Origin of the sequence: Paragemmobacter amnigenus (genome assembly GCF_009908265.2) — a bacterium.
Lineage (GTDB): Bacteria > Pseudomonadota > Alphaproteobacteria > Rhodobacterales > Rhodobacteraceae > Paragemmobacter > Paragemmobacter amnigenus.
In genome coordinates this window covers 139,341-152,559 of the sequence record NZ_JAAATX020000005.1, presented here as the reverse complement: position 1 = coordinate 152,559, position 13,219 = coordinate 139,341, and the positions used below count along the sequence as shown (strand labels likewise).

Sequence of the window (13,219 nt, the reverse complement as noted above, 5' to 3'; positions counted from 1 at the left end):
GCTTCGTTGGCCGACATTCCATTCAGGAGATATGAAAGATGGGCGCTGCGACCGTCGACGTCACCGACGCCACCTTCGACGCCGAAGTCCGCAAATCGGACATCCCCGTCGTGGTGGACTTCTGGGCCGAATGGTGCGGCCCTTGCCGCCTCATCGGGCCTTTCCTTGAAGAACTTGCCACCGAATACGCAGGCAAGGTGAAGATCGTGAAGGTCAACGTCGACGAAAACCCCGACAGCCCCGCCCAACTGGGCGTGCGCGGCATTCCGGCGCTGTTCCTGTTCAAGGACGGGCAAGTGGTTTCGAACAAGACCGGCGCCGCGCCCAAAGCCGCGCTGGCAAGCTGGATCCAGTCGGCCATCTAAATCGCCTGAAACGGAACGAAACGGGCGGTCCTTTGCGGCCGCCCTTTTCCTTTATTGCCGTCCATGCCCATATGCTCTGAAAGACAGGAGGCCCGCATGTCCGACGACAAATTCCCCGGCTGGCACGGCACCACCATTCTTGCCGTCCGCAAGGGCGGAGAGGTCGTCGTCGCAGGCGACGGCCAGGTCAGCCTTGGACAGACCGTGATCAAGGGCACCGCCCGCAAGGTCCGCCGCCTCTCGCCCGGCGGGCGCGACGTGGTCTGCGGCTTTGCAGGCTCCACCGCCGATGCCTTCACGCTGCTGGAACGGCTGGAGAAAAAGCTTGAATCCGCCCCCGGCCAGCTTGCCCGCGCCTGCGTCGATCTGGCCAAGGACTGGCGGATGGACAAATACCTCCGCAACCTCGAAGCCATGCTCATCGTCACCGACGGGCGCGACCTCTTCGTCATCACCGGCGCAGGTGACGTTCTGGAACCCGAACACGATGTCGCCGCCATCGGATCAGGCGGAAACTTCGCGCTGGCCGCCGCGCGCGGCCTGATGCATGCCGACCTTCCCGCCGAAGACATCGCCCGCAAGGCAATGGCCATCGCCGCCGACATCTGCGTCTACACCAACGGAAACCTGACCGTCGAAACGATCAAGGGCTGACCCATGACCAACCTCACCCCGCGCGAGATCGTCTCGGAACTCGACCGTTTCATCATCGGCCAGCGCGACGCCAAGCGCGCCGTCGCCGTCGCACTCCGCAACCGTTGGCGGCGCAAGCAACTGGGCGACGACCTGCGGGACGAGGTTTACCCCAAGAACATCCTGATGATCGGCCCCACCGGCGTCGGCAAGACCGAAATCAGCCGCCGCCTCGCCAAACTCGCCCGCGCGCCCTTCCTCAAGGTCGAGGCGACGAAGTTCACCGAAGTCGGCTATGTGGGCCGCGACGTGGACAGCATCATCCGCGATCTGGTGGACGCCGCCATGATCGAAACCCGCCAGCGGATGCGGGACGAGGTGAAGGCCCGAGCATACAAGGCCGCCGAAGAACGCGTGATCGAGGCACTGGCGGGCAAGGACGCCCGCGACCAGACGCGCGAAATGTTCCGACAGAAGCTGAAGCGCGGCGAACTCGACAGCACCGTAATCGAGCTGGAAATACAGGACAGCACGATGCCGATGGGGATGTTCCCCGGCGGCAACGGAATGGAAATGCAGATGCAGGGCCTGCACGACCTGTTCAAGGCTTTCGGTGGCCGCTCTACCCGCAAGAAGATGACCGTTGCCGAAAGCTACGACATCCTCATCGGGCAAGAGGCAGACAAGCTTCTGGACGACGAGGCCGTGAAATCTGCCGCGCTCGAGGCGGTACAGGAAAACGGCATCGTCTTTCTGGACGAGATCGACAAGATCTGCGCCCGCTCCGATGCCCGCGGCGCCGATGTCAGCCGCGAAGGCGTGCAGCGCGACCTGCTGCCGCTGATCGAAGGCACCACCGTTTCTACCAAATACGGCCCGGTAAAGACCGACCATATCCTCTTCATCGCTTCCGGTGCCTTTCACATCGCCAAACCGTCGGACCTGCTGCCCGAACTCCAAGGCCGCCTGCCGATCCGTGTTGAACTCCAGCCCCTTAACGAGGACGACTTCGTCCGCATCCTGACGGAAACCGATAACGCGCTGACCCGACAGTACTCTGCGCTGATGGCCACCGAGGACGTCGCAGTAACCTTCACCGAGGACGGCATCGCCGCCCTCGCCCGCATTGCGGCAGACGTGAACCGCAGCGTGGAAAACATCGGCGCGCGGCGCCTCTACACCATCATGGAACGCGTGTTCGAGGAATTGTCCTTTACCGCTCCAGACCGCAGCGGGGAAACCGTGACCGTAGATGCGCGTTTCGTCGAGACCAATGTCGGCCAGCTTGCCAGATCGGCGGATATATCCCGCTACGTGCTCTGACCGATCCGTTACGCTTGACCGCCTGCCCGTGCGGACCGATCACTGGCGTACTCTTCGCTTGGGACAATCCGTTGCGCCATATTCTGCTCGTCGTCACGCTCGCGCTCGCCGCCTGCACTCCGCGGGGCGCTATGGTCGTGGTGCCTCCGGATACGGTTCAAGGTACGCTCTCAACCGTCTATGTCGGCACGACCCGTACCTTTGAACCCGGCGGTGTCTTTGGCAGCCAGCGGTCCGAAGAACTGCGCTTTGCCCGATATGACGTCGCCATCCCGCCAGACCGCGAAATCGGCGAGATCCGCTATGGCAAGCCGCGAAAACCGAACGTCACCACCGACTTCGTCACGACAAATCCGGTTCTCTATTCCAGCGACCGTACCTTTCGCGCCGACCTGCGGCAGGCCCTGAACCAAAGTGGGCGCGAGGCGGTGATCTTCGTTCACGGCTTCAACAATACCTTCACCGAAGGGCTTTACCGCATCGCCCAACTGCACCACGACCTTGAAGTGCCCGGTGTGGCTGTCCACTATTCCTGGCCGTCGGCAGCCGAACCCTTGGGCTATGTCTATGACCGCGACTCGGTCATGTTTGCCCGCCGCGGGCTTGAAAACCTGATCCGCGAAACCGTAGCCGCCGGAGCAACACGCATCGTCCTTGTCGCCCATTCCATGGGCGGCTTCCTGACCATGGAGGCTTTGCGCGACATCGCACTTGCAGATGGCAGGGTGATGCCGCAGATCGCAGGGGTGGCACTGATGTCGCCGGATATCGACGTGCAGGTCTTTCGCGCCCAGGCGCGCGATATCGGGACCCTCCCGCAACCCTTCGTCATCTTCGGTTCGGATCGTGACCGCGTTCTGCGCCTGTCCGCCCTCATCACCGGTCAGCGTGGCCGTCTCGGCTCGCTCGAAAGCATAAACGATGTCGCCGATCTTGAAGTGACCTATGTCGATGTCGCCGCCTTCTCGACGGGTGACGGCCATTTCGTCACCGGCACTTCGCCCGCGCTTATCCGGATCCTTGGCCGTATTTCCGAGGTCGATCAGGCCTTCGGTGCTGACGCTGCCGGTCGCGCCGGCCTTTTGCCGGGTGTCATCCTGACTGTCCGCAGCGCGACACGGGTAATTCTCGCTCCGGTTGCCGAAATCACCGGTGACAGCCTGAATTGAAATCGATGCCGTTCCTGCCCTTCCTCCGTGCGAACGCTCCTTATCTTCTGGCAGGATTTCTGTTGTCGTTTCTGTCCGGGTTCGGACAGACCTATTTCATCTCCGTTTTCGCCGCGGAAATTCGTGCCACCAACGGCCTTTCCCATGGGGAATGGGGCACCCTCTATGCCCTTTGTACGATGGCCTCGGCCTTCCTGATGCTATGGTCAGGCGGATTGACCGATCGCTTCCGCGTCCGTTTCCTTGGCCCTGCCGTCATGGCTGCGCTCGCTTTCGCCTGTATTCTTATGGCGACCGGCCCGACAGGCTGGCTCCTGCCTTTTGCGATCTTCACCCTCCGTCTGTTCGGTCAGGGCATGATGGTGCAGACATCGGGCGTCGCGATCTCGCGCTGGTTCGTTGCCTCGCGCGGGCGGGCCCTTGCCGTTGCCGCTCTCGGATTTTCGGTGGGTGAGGTTGTCATGCCCCTCGGTTTCGTCTCGCTGAAATCATTCTTCCACTGGCAGACACTCTGGCTTTTTGCGGCTGCCCTGATTGTCCTCTCGATCCCCCTGATGTGGACTCTCATGCGTCTCGAGAGGACACCTCAAGCCATCACCGCAGAAAACGACGCCCCTGGCATGGATGGCCGACACTGGTCACGCGCGCAGATGCTGCGTCACCCGCTGTTCTGGTGCGTTCTGCCTGCCCTTGTGGCCCCACCCTGCTTCATCACCGCCTTCTTCTTTCAGCAGGTCCACCTTGCCGAGGTGAAGGATTGGTCCCATCTTTCCCTTGTCGCCACATTTCCTGCCTACACTGCCGCATCTGTCGCCGCGATGTTTGCCGGCGGATGGGCGCTTGACCGATGGGGAACGGGACGACTGATGCCCGTCTACACCCTGCCGTTGGCGCTATTCTTTGCAGTCTTTCCGTCGATCACCGGCATTACGACCGCGGCCTTCGCAATGGCGATCATGGGCCTGACCACGGGGGCACAACTGACCGTGCCAATGGCATTCTGGGCAGAATTCTACGGCACCCGTCATCTCGGGGCGATCCGCGCCACCGTGGCATCCGTCATGGTTCTGGCCACGGCAATCGGACCTGCCCTGTCAGGTCGCATGATCGACTGGGGCTACGAAATTGCCGACCAGATGCCCTTCTATACCCTGTGGATCGTGTTTTCTGCCGCCATCCTGTCCCTTGGCATAAGGCAGACCGCACGGAACCTGCGCGTCCGCGGCTAGCGGCGCCGAAGGTAGACGTAATAGGCGCCGCTGCCGCCATGCTTCAAATGCGCCTCTGTCACCTGCAGGACAGCGGAACCAAGAGGTGGCAGACGCAGCCACTGTGGCACCTGATGGCGCAGCGCGCCCATCCTTTGCGGGATCGGGCCATGATCTTCCCCGCGCTTGCCCTTACCCGTGATCACAAGAACCAGCCGCATCCCCGCCGTTTGCGCGTTCAGAACGAAACGTATCAATTCGGGGTGCGCTTCGGCCAATGTCATTCCGTGCAGATCAATCCGCGCCTCGGGCATCAGCTTTCCACGCACCATGCGCCCGTGCACCTTGGCATCCATCTGCAGCGGTGCAGCCTTCAAAGCATCCCCCAAACCGGGCGCTAGGTCATGCCCCGCCACCGGACGTGCCTTTTGGCCAAGTCGGAACGGCTCGAGCCAGGCTTTAGGGATTGCTGCCTCGCGCGGGGCGGACTCGACGACCGGGGGATGGGGATGGGTCGCACTGTCGATCCGCGCGAGAAAACCCTTTGTTTTGGGGTGCATCGGCCGCGCCGTACGCGCGACGGCCTGCCAAAGCTCTTCCTCTTCGGGACGAAGGGTGCGGCGGCGGCTCATCACAGTCCGTCCGGCAGCATCGCATAAGCACGGTCAATCGGCAGAAGAACCACCATGCGGCCGTCATCCTTGACCGTTCCCGCGGCATCCCCAGCCGCTTTGCCCGTACCGTAGAAGATATCCGCCCTCTGCGGACCCTTGATCGCGCCGCCAGTATCCTGTGCCACCATCAACTGCCGGATGGGGTCTGCCCCCGCCTTCTCGATCCACACCGGTGCACCCAACGGGGTAAAGGCAGGATCGATCGCCACCGAACGGAAGGGCGTGATCGACCGCCCCATTGCCCCGATGGGGCCCTTCGCGGCGGGAATGTTGTCGATTACCCGAAAGAACACATAGGAAGGGTTGATGTTCAGAAGGTCCGCTCCTGCCCCGTTGCGGACGTAGGCGGCGATCTCCTGCGCCGACACCTGTTCCATGCTGTGTGTTCCCCGCCGCACGAGTTCTTGCCCGACAGAACGGTAGCCGTGCCCGTTGCGTCCTGCATAACCCACCCGCACCACCCTGCCATCGGGCATCCTGATCCGTCCCGATCCCTGCACCTGCAGGAAATAGACGTCCACAGGATCATCCAGCCAAGCCAGCTCCAGCCCCCGCCCCCGCAGCGCTCCATTCTCGATCTCGGCCCGCGAATGAAAGACCTGCCCGTCCTGCAGTTCCGGAGGACGTCGATAGATGGGCCAGGCAAAGCGTGGCGTCCGGACAGGTGACCCCTCCAGCTCCGGTTCGAAATATCCGGTGAACAGCGCCGGTGGCACACCGATCACGACAGGGCGGAAGAAAAGTTCGAAGAACTGGCGCGCTCCCTCTGCGGTATCCCCCGCATCAGCAGCCAGTTTGCACAGCGGCACCCAATCTGCATCATCCAGCAGATCGCACGTTTCACGAAAAGACTTCAGGGCGGCGCGATGATCATCCGCCGCCCAACCGTCAAGGTCAGAGAAACGCAATATCTCGGCAGGGGCGGGTGCGGTCCACGTCATGACCGCCAACATAGCCGCTACCAGACGCGCGCGCATCAGTCACCGGTAGCGACGAGCTGCCAGTTGGGGTCGTTCGAACCCATCTTGCGCGCAAAGGTCCAGACATCGCGCTGCCGCTTGATCTCGTTCGGATTGCCTTCGACAACCTCACCCGCCGCATTCCGTACGACCGAGGTGATTTCCCCAACAAACCGTACCGAAACCTCTGCCTCGCGCGTGTCGCGATCAAAGGTCGCGCCGTGCAGCGCCAACTCCCGAAGACCCACGAAATTGGCCTCGACCTTCAGACCCTGCGCCTCGCGCGCGGCAATAGCTTCGTCGAAACTCTCGGCCACGTCGGGCGAAAGGAAGGCCCGCACACGGTCCAACTCGCCTTTTTCATAGGCCATCAGGATCATCTCGTAAGCACCACGCGCACCAGACAGAAAACCGGACACGTTGAATCCGGGCTCTGCCATCTTCATCGCCGCCAATGCCTTGGCCGCATCGCTGCCATCTGGCACGTGGTCGATGATATCGCGGTCGGGTCCACCTTCGATCACCTCGAAATCACGACGCGGCTTTGCGGAAGGGCGAACGTCGTCCAGCGGGATCGGCGGCTTTTCAAATCCCTCGCGCGTTCCAAGAACAGAGCGCAGCTTCAGGATCAGGAAAATCGCGATCCCGGCAAGGACGAGCAGTTGGATCAGGGAAGAACTCATCGGGACCTCTGGCAGTCCGCTCCAAATCACGGCGCGGCGTCGGGGGTTGGTAACTTTACGTCTTGGCCACTATGTAGGGGGCAGGGGGCGCCCTGTCTACGGCAGGGGCCGTGAATTGGCCGTGAGGATCCGACCGATGCCTGTTTTCATGCTCTTTATGCTCTGGCCACTGGTCGAAATCGCGCTTTTTGTCACGCTGGGCGGCGCACTGGGCCTTTGGTTTACGCTTCTTGTCGTTCTGGGCACGGGCATTCTGGGGATCGTCATCCTTCGCAGGCTCGGCTATCGCAGCGCCGAACGCCTGCGGGTCGAGATGGGGCGACTGCACGACCCGCTGGGCGAGGCTGGCAACAGCCTGCTCGTCGCAATCGCTGCAATCCTTCTGGTCTTGCCCGGTTTCCTGACCGATTTCATTGGTGCGCTGCTCCTTCTCCCTCCTGTCAGGGCTGTTGTGGTCTCCTCCCTCGCACGGCGGTTCGGCGTCCACTCCATGCGTTCGGACCAGCCCGCACGCCGCAGTGACGGGATCGTCATTGACGGGGAATTCGTCGAGATCGATCCCGAGAATTCGCCCAAAACGACCCATCCGTCCGGCTGGACCAGGCATTGAGGAGGCCCCGCCTTCCTGCTAGAAGCGCCCAACAGTACAAGGAGTGACAGGGATGGCCGACGAGACGCAACCCGCCGAAGCAACCGGCGCGCAGCCGCAGATCCGGATGCAGGTTCTGGCCCAGTTCATCCGCGATATGTCGTTCGAGAACATGGTCGCGAAGAAGGGTATCTCGGGCGCGGATGTGCAGCCCGACATTCAGGTCGCTGTCAGTCTGGACGCGCGCAAGCGACCGGTCGAACACCAGTATGATGTGATTTCGAAATACCGCTGCACGTCGAAGAACAAGACAAACGGCGAAACCCTCTTTCTGCTCGAAGTGGAGTATGGGGCGATCTTCCACGTCGAAGGTGTGCCGGAAGAACAGCTTCATCCCTTCCTGCTCATTGAATGTCCCCGCCTCGTTTTCCCCTTTGTCCGGCGGATCATTTCGGATGTGACGCGGGACGGGGGCTTCCCGCCGCTGAACATCGACACGGTCGATTTCGTGACGCTCTACCGTCAGGAACTCGCCCGTCGCGCGCAGGCCGCCCAGACGGCACCCGTGAACTGACAAGACGCGGGGCCGGTGCACACCGGTCCCGCTATGCTGTCGTCCGCTTCCTCCAGATTGCCGCATCGCCGATCTTCGCGATAAAGGCCTCGTGTGCTTCGGCTTCATCCGCGCTCAGCCGCGATGGAAGAGGAACGGGCCTAGGCTTCGGCCGCCAGTCCGACCCGACAGACCTGACCTGACCGGGCTGCTGCTCTTTTGTTGGAACAGGTGCCAGCACAAGGTCAGGTTGCCGCCCCCCGACAAGTTCCAGATACACCTCGGCGAGGATCTCGGAGTCAAGGAGTGCGCCGTGCTTCTCCCGTGCCGAATTGTCCACGCCAAAGCGCCGGCACAGGGCATCAAGAGATGCAGGGGCGCCGGGAAACTTCGATCTGGCAATGGCCAGCGTATCGACAGCCCGCGCCCATGGCAGCCCGGGCAGACCTGCCCATTCCAGTTCCGCATTCAGGAATTTCATATCGAAGGCGGCATTGTGGATCACAAGTTTTGCATCGCCGATGAAATCGAGGAAAGCCTGTCCGATTGCCTTGAATACCGGCTTGTCACGCAGGAAATCATCGCCAAGTCCATGAACCTCGAAGGCTTCCTTGGGCATGGATCGTTGGGGATTGATGTACTGGTGGTAGGTCCGGCCGGTCGGCAGGTGATTGAACAGCTCCACCGCACCGATTTCGACGATGCGGTGACCTTCCGACGGTTCGAAGCCTGTGGTTTCGGTATCCAGTACGATCTCGCGCATCACAGCCTTTCCCGTATGAACCCGATCAGTGCCCGTACACCCGCGCGGACACTGTCATAGGCCAGCGTCTCGATGATGTGGTCCGCACGGGCACGTTTGTCCCTGTCGGGCATCTGGCGTGCCAGGATCGCGGCGAATTGCGTCTCGGTCATTCCGGGCCGAGCCATCACCCGGGCGCGTTGCAGATCAGGCGGCGCCGTAACCAGCAAAGTGGCATCCATTTCCACCTCGCTGCCCTTTTCGAACAGCAGCGGGATGTCCAGAACGACGATGTCCGACCGCGCGGCCGCAAGAAATTCCGCACGGTCAGCCGCGACGAGGGGATGGACAACGGATTCAATCTGAACAAGCGCGGAAGGATCGCCGGCTATCCAGATCTTGAGCGCATTCCGGTCGATCGCACCCCCAACATTCGCAGCAGCGCAAAGCGCCGACAGCGGACCAACCGCAGCCCCGCCTTTGGCATAGAGCCTGTGGACAGCCGCATCCGCATCCCAGACGGGTATGCCCTCATCGGCAAACATCGCGGCAGTGGTCGATTTCCCCATACCGATCGATCCGGTCAGACCGAGACGAAAGGGTGTCATGCCGACAATACCGCAGCACGTGTGGCCTCATCGACCTCGGGGCGCTGGCCAAACCAACGTTCGAAGCCGGGCGCCGCCTGATGCAACAGCATTCCGAGGCCGTCCACAACAGTGGCCCCCCGCTCTTCCGCCTCGATCAGGAATTGGGTCTTGAGAGGGGTGTAAACCAGATCCGTCACCACCGCCGCCGGTGAAAGTGTAGAAAGGGGTAACACCAGATCGGGTTTTCCCGTCATGCCAAGCGACGTTGTGTTCACGACAGTCGTCGCACCATCGATCATGGCTTCGGCCTGTACCCATTCGTAAACATGGACCTTCGCACCGAAATCGGACCGCAGGGCATCGGCACGCGCGCGGGTGCGATTGGCCAGACGGATTTCGGGAACCCCGACCTCGATCAGGGCGGCGATGACGGCACGTGCGGCACCGCCTGCACCGAAGACAGCTGCAGGACCAGAGGACGGCACCCAACCTGCTGCATTCTGTCGAAGATTGGCGATGAAACCGGCCCCGTCGGTATTGTCAGCCTGAATCTTTCCATCCTTGCGGAAGATCAGAGTATTGGCCGCCCCGATCAGCGCGGCACGGTCCGTTATGACATCGGCGATGTTCAGGATCGCTTCTTTGTGCGGAATCGTCACATTGGCCCCGACAAAGCCCATCTTGGGCATCGTCCGCAAAACCGTCTCGAGATCGGCCTGTGCAACATCGACCGGGATGTAATGGCCCTTGATGCCATAGCGCTTGAGCCAATAGCCATGAAGCGCCGGTGACCGGCTATGCGCGACCGGTGTGCCAAGAACAGCAACCAGGGGGATGCGGGAATGTTCGCTCATGCGTCGATGAAACCCCGCAGCGCGAGATAGTTCAAGAGCGGCAACAGCGGGAGCCCCAGAACCGTGAAATAATCGCCCTCGACCGTTTCGAACAGACGGGCCCCTTCGCCTTCCAGGTGGTAGCTTCCGACCGAGTGGCGCACTTCGTCCCAGTTGCGATCCAGATAGTCGTCCAGATAGCCGTCGGAAAAATTCCGCATGGTGAGCCTGACCTCGTCGATGGCCCGCCAAACCGGTTCCGCGCGGTGATAGACAACAACAGCAGAGATCAGAAAGTGGGTATGGCCGCGCATCTGGCAAAGCTGCTCACGGGCGGCCTCCCGGTCCCCGGCCTTGGCCCATACCCGGCCGTGAAAGGCAAGCACCTGATCACTGCCGATGACGATGGCATCGGGGTTCCTTTCGGCGACTTTGGCAGCTTTCATCTCTGCCAGCGCATCAGCCACATCCCGTGGCTTTGCACCCTCGACCTCGAGTGATGCTCTTACGGCCTCTTCGTCGATCCGCGCCGGCACGGTCTCGACTTGGACACCGGCGGAGGCCAGCAGTTTCTGGCGGCTACGGGAGGCAGAGGCGAGGATCAGGCGTGTCATCGTCATCCTGTAGGTGGCTTTGTGGATAGTCTCTTTTTGTTCCTGCGGCCGTGCTGTGGTCTCTCTAGCCACGTGCGCGAGGCGATCCGTCCCTGTGGGGATAGATGATGCCCCGTTACAAACTTGTCCACCTGTGCCCGAGCATTCACCTGCATTGGGGACGATCAGTTACACAGATCGCAGAAAGACGGGCGGTGTGGACAAAACTGTGTCGTTGTTATTCATTTAACTCATTGATTTAACGTGTTTCTATTCAGATATTCTGCTGATCTTTCCAGATAGATGCACCGTTTTCCACAGCTTTACCCTTGTGGAGAGAATGCTTGAAAAGAAAGGAAATCCTGTTGTCCACATGCCCTTCATCATCATTCTCTCTCTCTTTTCTAATTGATAAGAAGAAGAAGAAATGCAGGAGAGCGGCATGATCGGTGACTTTCTGGCGGAATGGTATCCTTGGACAAAGGCGCTGCATATCATCTCGGTGGTTTCGTGGATGGCCGGTCTGTTCTATCTGCCGCGGTTGTTCGTGTATCATGTCGAGGTTGTGCCGAAGGGTACCGAGACAGATGTGCTATTCCAGACGATGGAACGCAGACTGCTGCGCGCGATCATGAACCCTGCCATGATCGCCACATGGCTTTTCGGACTGGCGCTGGTCTTCACACCGGGAATCGTGGTCTGGTCTGAAATCTGGCCATGGTCCAAGACTGTCGGCGTGCTGGGAATGACGTGGTTCCACCACTGGTTAGGGTTGCGCCGAAAGGATCTGCTGCGTGGATCGAACAGCGTGACGGGTCGGCAATACCGGATCATGAATGAAGTCCCGACCCTGCTGTTGCTGCTGATCGTCTTTTCTGTCGTCGTGAAGTTCTGACCGGCAGGTTTTGTTGACTTTCCGGCGCGGCGCGCGTATCTGGCACCTCGCAGGGCCGTCCGGTCCAAGGCACCTCCCTCTTCACTTTTGTCAAAGCTGTGCGATCCACGGCGCTTTGGGACATATTCCATGACCACCGAACGCTTGAACCTCTCGGATCTTAAGGCGAAGACCCCTGCAGATCTTCTCGCCATGGCGGAAGAGTGGGAGATCGAGAACGCCCCTTCGATGCGGAAGGGCGAGATGATGTTCCAGATCCTGAAGGAACATGCCGAAGAGGGATTCGAAATCGGCGGTGACGGTGTTCTGGAAGTTCTGCAGGACGGGTTCGGTTTTCTTCGCAGCCCGGAAGCGAACTACCTTCCCGGTCCGGACGACATTTATGTCAGCCCCGAAATGATCAGACAGTTTTCGTTGCGGACTGGCGATTCGATCGAAGGCGTCATCCATGCGCCGCGCGAGAACGAGCGCTACTTCAGCCTTGTGAAAGCCACGAAGATCAACTTTGACGATCCCGAACGCGCGCGGCACAAGGTCCACTTCGATAACCTGACGCCGCTTTATCCGGATGAGCGGCTGAAAATGGAAATCGAGGATCCGACCATAAAGGATCGCTCGGCACGCATCATCGACCTCGTCTGCCCTATCGGCAAAGGCCAGCGCGCCCTGATCGTTGCGCCGCCGCGTACCGGCAAGACCGTCCTGATGCAGAATATTGCTCATAGCATCGAGAAGAACCACCCCGAGTGCTATCTCATCGTTCTGCTGATCGATGAACGTCCGGAAGAAGTCACCGACATGCAGCGGTCGGTCAAGGGTGAGGTGGTGTCGTCAACCTTTGACGAACCTGCGACGCGACATGTCGCGGTGGCCGAAATGGTTATCGAAAAAGCAAAGCGTCTTGTCGAGCATAAGCGAGATGTTGTTATCCTTCTGGATTCCATCACAAGACTTGGTAGGGCTTTCAACACAGTTGTGCCGTCATCGGGCAAGGTGCTGACGGGGGGTGTCGACGCCAACGCCCTGCAGCGTCCCAAAAGGTTCTTCGGTGCGGCCCGTAACATCGAAGAAGGCGGTTCGCTGACCATCATCGCCACCGCGCTTATCGACACAGGTAGCCGGATGGACGAAGTGATCTTCGAGGAATTCAAGGGCACCGGTAACTCGGAAATCGTGCTGGATCGCAAGATTGCAGATAAGCGCGTATTCCCCGCGATCGACATCCTGAAATCTGGTACGCGCAAGGAAGATCTGCTGGTCGACAAGGTCGATCTGCAGAAGACCTATGTCCTTCGTCGGATCTTGAACCCGATGGGCACCACAGACGCGATCGAGTTCCTTCTGTCGAAATTGAAGCAGACGAAAACGAACTCCGAATTCTTCGATTCGATGAACACCTGATCTGCGGAT

General features: G+C 60.5%; 16 protein-coding genes. 9 read left to right on the top strand and 7 right to left on the bottom strand.

Annotation, left to right across the window (positions count from 1 at the left end):
• Positions 1-38 precede the first annotated feature (38 nt).
• The 5 genes from trxA (at position 39) to GU927_RS08485 (ending at position 4,719) form a co-directional block, all read left to right on the top strand.
• Positions 39-365: a thioredoxin gene (gene trxA / locus GU927_RS08505; RefSeq protein WP_161761969.1), complete on the top strand. Its 327-nt coding sequence runs from the start codon at positions 39-41 to the stop codon at positions 363-365.
• 96 nt (positions 366-461) lie between these two features.
• Positions 462-1,019, top strand: coding sequence for an ATP-dependent protease subunit HslV (gene hslV, locus GU927_RS08500; protein WP_161761967.1), 558 nt, complete (start codon positions 462-464; stop codon positions 1,017-1,019).
• 3 nt (positions 1,020-1,022) lie between these two features.
• Positions 1,023-2,321, top strand: a complete 1,299-nt coding sequence (gene hslU, locus GU927_RS08495; RefSeq protein ID WP_161761966.1) for an ATP-dependent protease ATPase subunit HslU — start codon at positions 1,023-1,025, stop codon at positions 2,319-2,321.
• A 71-nt stretch (positions 2,322-2,392) separates the two neighbouring features.
• Entirely contained in the window at positions 2,393-3,490 is a 1,098-nt protein-coding gene (locus GU927_RS08490) for an alpha/beta hydrolase (RefSeq protein WP_232489163.1), read from the top strand.
• Between the two features lie 5 nt (positions 3,491-3,495).
• Positions 3,496-4,719, top strand: coding sequence for an MFS transporter (locus GU927_RS08485; protein ID WP_161762156.1), 1,224 nt, complete (start codon positions 3,496-3,498; stop codon positions 4,717-4,719).
• On the opposite strand, the gene GU927_RS08480 is transcribed toward GU927_RS08485, so the two are convergent.
• Genes GU927_RS08480 through GU927_RS08470 form a run of 3 tightly spaced genes read right to left on the bottom strand, consistent with a single transcriptional unit; the run spans position 4,716 to position 7,014 of the window.
• A complete protein-coding gene (locus GU927_RS08480) occupies positions 4,716-5,330 on the bottom strand; it encodes a Smr/MutS family protein (protein ID WP_161761964.1) in 615 nt (204 codons plus the stop codon). The two genes, GU927_RS08485 and GU927_RS08480, sit on opposite strands and share 4 nt — an antisense overlap.
• Positions 5,330-6,349, bottom strand: coding sequence for a murein transglycosylase A (mltA, locus tag GU927_RS08475; protein ID WP_161761962.1), 1,020 nt, complete (start codon positions 6,347-6,349; stop codon positions 5,330-5,332). The genes GU927_RS08480 and mltA overlap by 1 nt, the downstream gene beginning before the upstream one ends.
• Positions 6,349-7,014 (bottom strand): Tim44/TimA family putative adaptor protein, encoded by a 666-nt coding sequence (locus tag GU927_RS08470; protein WP_161761961.1) that lies wholly within the window; start codon positions 7,012-7,014, stop codon positions 6,349-6,351. The genes mltA and GU927_RS08470 overlap by 1 nt, the downstream gene beginning before the upstream one ends.
• Positions 7,015-7,150: 136 nt before the next feature.
• Between GU927_RS08470 and GU927_RS08465 the strand changes: the two genes are divergently transcribed.
• A complete protein-coding gene (locus GU927_RS08465) occupies positions 7,151-7,624 on the top strand; it encodes an FxsA family protein (protein WP_161761959.1) in 474 nt (157 codons plus the stop codon).
• Positions 7,625-7,676: 52 nt separating this feature from the next.
• A complete protein-coding gene (secB, locus tag GU927_RS08460) occupies positions 7,677-8,177 on the top strand; it encodes a protein-export chaperone SecB (RefSeq protein ID WP_161761958.1) in 501 nt (166 codons plus the stop codon).
• 31 nt (positions 8,178-8,208) lie between these two features.
• On the opposite strand, the gene dnaQ is transcribed toward secB, so the two are convergent.
• From dnaQ to GU927_RS08440, 4 genes are read right to left on the bottom strand one after another with little or no spacing between them, the layout of a single operon-like run.
• Positions 8,209-8,919 (bottom strand): DNA polymerase III subunit epsilon, encoded by a 711-nt coding sequence (gene dnaQ, locus GU927_RS08455; RefSeq protein ID WP_161761957.1) that lies wholly within the window; start codon positions 8,917-8,919, stop codon positions 8,209-8,211.
• The gene (coaE, locus tag GU927_RS08450) at positions 8,919-9,506 is read right to left on the bottom strand and encodes a dephospho-CoA kinase (protein ID WP_161761956.1); all 588 of its coding nucleotides are present in this window, start codon (positions 9,504-9,506) and stop codon (positions 8,919-8,921) included. The genes dnaQ and coaE overlap by 1 nt, the downstream gene beginning before the upstream one ends.
• Positions 9,503-10,342, bottom strand: coding sequence for a shikimate dehydrogenase (locus GU927_RS08445; RefSeq protein ID WP_161761954.1), 840 nt, complete (start codon positions 10,340-10,342; stop codon positions 9,503-9,505). Before GU927_RS08445 ends, coaE begins: the two co-directional genes overlap by 4 nt.
• On the bottom strand, positions 10,339-10,935 hold the full coding sequence (locus GU927_RS08440) for a Maf family protein (RefSeq protein WP_161761952.1): 597 nt from the start codon (positions 10,933-10,935) through the stop codon (positions 10,339-10,341). Before GU927_RS08440 ends, GU927_RS08445 begins: the two co-directional genes overlap by 4 nt.
• Positions 10,936-11,356: 421 nt before the next feature.
• Here GU927_RS08440 and GU927_RS08435 point away from each other — a divergent pair, with 421 nt between their 5' ends.
• Positions 11,357-11,809 carry a CopD family protein gene (locus GU927_RS08435; RefSeq protein ID WP_217765567.1) on the top strand — a complete coding sequence of 151 codons (453 nt, stop codon included), beginning with the start codon at positions 11,357-11,359 and terminating at the stop codon, positions 11,807-11,809.
• 129 nt (positions 11,810-11,938) lie between these two features.
• Complete coding sequence (gene rho, locus GU927_RS08430) at positions 11,939-13,210, top strand: transcription termination factor Rho (RefSeq protein ID WP_161761949.1); 1,272 nt, start codon at positions 11,939-11,941, stop codon at positions 13,208-13,210.
• Positions 13,211-13,219: the final 9 nt, after the last annotated feature.

Bases quoted from the DNA above. Each gene is read 5' to 3' on its own strand.
- GU927_RS08445 (WP_161761954.1), bottom strand. From the start codon at position 10,342: ATGAGCGAACATTCCCGCATCCCCCTGGTTGCTGTTCTTGGCACACCG.
- GU927_RS08440 (WP_161761952.1), bottom strand. From the start codon at position 10,935: ATGACACGCCTGATCCTCGCCTCTGCCTCCCGTAGCCGCCAGAAACTG.
- coaE (WP_161761956.1), bottom strand. From the start codon at position 9,506: ATGACACCCTTTCGTCTCGGTCTGACCGGATCGATCGGTATGGGGAAA.
- secB (WP_161761958.1), top strand. From the start codon at position 7,677: ATGGCCGACGAGACGCAACCCGCCGAAGCAACCGGCGCGCAGCCGCAG.
- rho (WP_161761949.1), top strand. From the start codon at position 11,939: ATGACCACCGAACGCTTGAACCTCTCGGATCTTAAGGCGAAGACCCCT.
- dnaQ (WP_161761957.1), bottom strand. From the start codon at position 8,919: ATGCGCGAGATCGTACTGGATACCGAAACCACAGGCTTCGAACCGTCG.
- hslU (WP_161761966.1), top strand. From the start codon at position 1,023: ATGACCAACCTCACCCCGCGCGAGATCGTCTCGGAACTCGACCGTTTC.
- hslV (WP_161761967.1), top strand. From the start codon at position 462: ATGTCCGACGACAAATTCCCCGGCTGGCACGGCACCACCATTCTTGCC.
- trxA (WP_161761969.1), top strand. From the start codon at position 39: ATGGGCGCTGCGACCGTCGACGTCACCGACGCCACCTTCGACGCCGAA.
- GU927_RS08470 (WP_161761961.1), bottom strand. From the start codon at position 7,014: ATGAGTTCTTCCCTGATCCAACTGCTCGTCCTTGCCGGGATCGCGATT.
- GU927_RS08480 (WP_161761964.1), bottom strand. From the start codon at position 5,330: ATGAGCCGCCGCCGCACCCTTCGTCCCGAAGAGGAAGAGCTTTGGCAG.
- GU927_RS08485 (WP_161762156.1), top strand. From the start codon at position 3,496: ATGCCGTTCCTGCCCTTCCTCCGTGCGAACGCTCCTTATCTTCTGGCA.
- GU927_RS08465 (WP_161761959.1), top strand. From the start codon at position 7,151: ATGCCTGTTTTCATGCTCTTTATGCTCTGGCCACTGGTCGAAATCGCG.
- GU927_RS08435 (WP_217765567.1), top strand. From the start codon at position 11,357: ATGATCGGTGACTTTCTGGCGGAATGGTATCCTTGGACAAAGGCGCTG.
- mltA (WP_161761962.1), bottom strand. From the start codon at position 6,349: ATGCGCGCGCGTCTGGTAGCGGCTATGTTGGCGGTCATGACGTGGACC.